Origin of the sequence: Vibrio sp. 10N.261.52.A1, from assembly GCF_002876325.1 — a bacterium.
In the GTDB taxonomy this organism is placed as follows: Bacteria; Pseudomonadota; Gammaproteobacteria; order Enterobacterales; family Vibrionaceae; genus Vibrio; species Vibrio chagasii.
Window position 1 is genome coordinate 1 of the sequence record NZ_MCYD01000932.1, and the last position, 1,260, is coordinate 1,260.

2 protein-coding genes are annotated in these 1,260 nt (G+C 37.5%); both read right to left on the bottom strand.

All coding sequences use genetic code 11. The annotated features are described in order from the left end of the window. Nucleotides 1-852, bottom strand: an 852-nt coding sequence (locus BCT81_RS20225; protein WP_133152669.1) for an ABC transporter ATP-binding protein, incomplete at its 3' end; no start/stop codon positions are given. Between the two features lie 9 nt (nucleotides 853-861). Beyond that, nucleotides 862-1,260, bottom strand: a 399-nt coding sequence (locus tag BCT81_RS20230; protein ID WP_157938880.1) for an ABC transporter permease, incomplete at its 5' end; no start/stop codon positions are given.

The window sequence follows — 1,260 nt, forward strand, 5'->3', positions numbered from 1 at the left end:
GTCTTCTAGTTTATATTCATAGTCAACCGGAGAATCTATTGAGTTAGCTTGCTCCTTTGAAAGATCATTTTCGGTAAGTGTCGTTTCTTCAGTATAAGGGATGTTTTGATTCAATTGCTCCCTCATATCTTTCATATAAAGATCTGCTATTTCGCCTGCATCACCAACAGCTTTTAGAGCTCCGGACTGTATATATATTGCTTTTTCACACAAGCTCTTAACACTACTAATGTCGTGGCTCACAAAGAGAATTGTTGTACCGTTGTCTTGAATTCTTTTCATCGCTGTCATACATTTAGCTTGAAAGTTCATGTCACCTACGGCTAATGCCTCATCCACAATAAGTATGTCGGGCTCGATACTGATAGCTATAGAGAATGCTAATCTCGCAAACATACCTGAAGAATAACCACGTACAGGCTGATTGATATGATCACCGATATCTGCAAATGCAATAATCTGATCTAGTTTTTTGTCGACGTTTTCTTTAGACACTCCCATCAAAGAGCTGTTAACGTATATATTTTCTATTCCTGTTAACTCATCATTAAATCCAGTGCCTAGCTCTAGAATCGACGAAACAACGCCATTAACTTCGGAAGTACCTGATGTTGGGGTCAAAACTCCGGTAATTATCTTAAGAAGCGTTGACTTACCTGCACCATTTTGTCCAATTATTCCAACAGTTTCACCTCGTCTTATATCAAAACTTACATCTCTTAGGGCATAAAAGTCCTCGTGATAGATTTTTCTGAATGGGTGAAGAGCTTCTTTAAAACGATCCTTAGGGTTGTGGTACATTGGATAAGTTTTAGTTAAATTTCTACAACTTATGGCAAGTTCGTTCATCATTTAAACCTTCTATAACACATCCGCAAAGTGCGGTTTTAATCTTTTAAAACAAACAGTCCCAAGTAGTAAAGTAATCAAAGTCACCAACCAAAAATAAGCGGTCCAACTCATCGACTCCCAAAACCATGACTCGGTTGTTAGCGTATTCCTATAACCTTCGGTGATATAGAATACAGGATTTAGCTTAAGCACCCATTGATACTCTTGTGGTACCATAGCGATATCCCAAAAAATAGGAGTGCCCCAAAAGCCTAACTGTATGGTTACTGCAATAAGTTGACCTATATCTCTAAAGAAAATTACGATAGAAGATGTAATCCATGAAACACCTAGCATCAGTAATAGTGAGCAAAGCACGTAATATGGTATTTGCAACCAATTAATACTTGGATAATAGCCATATATAGT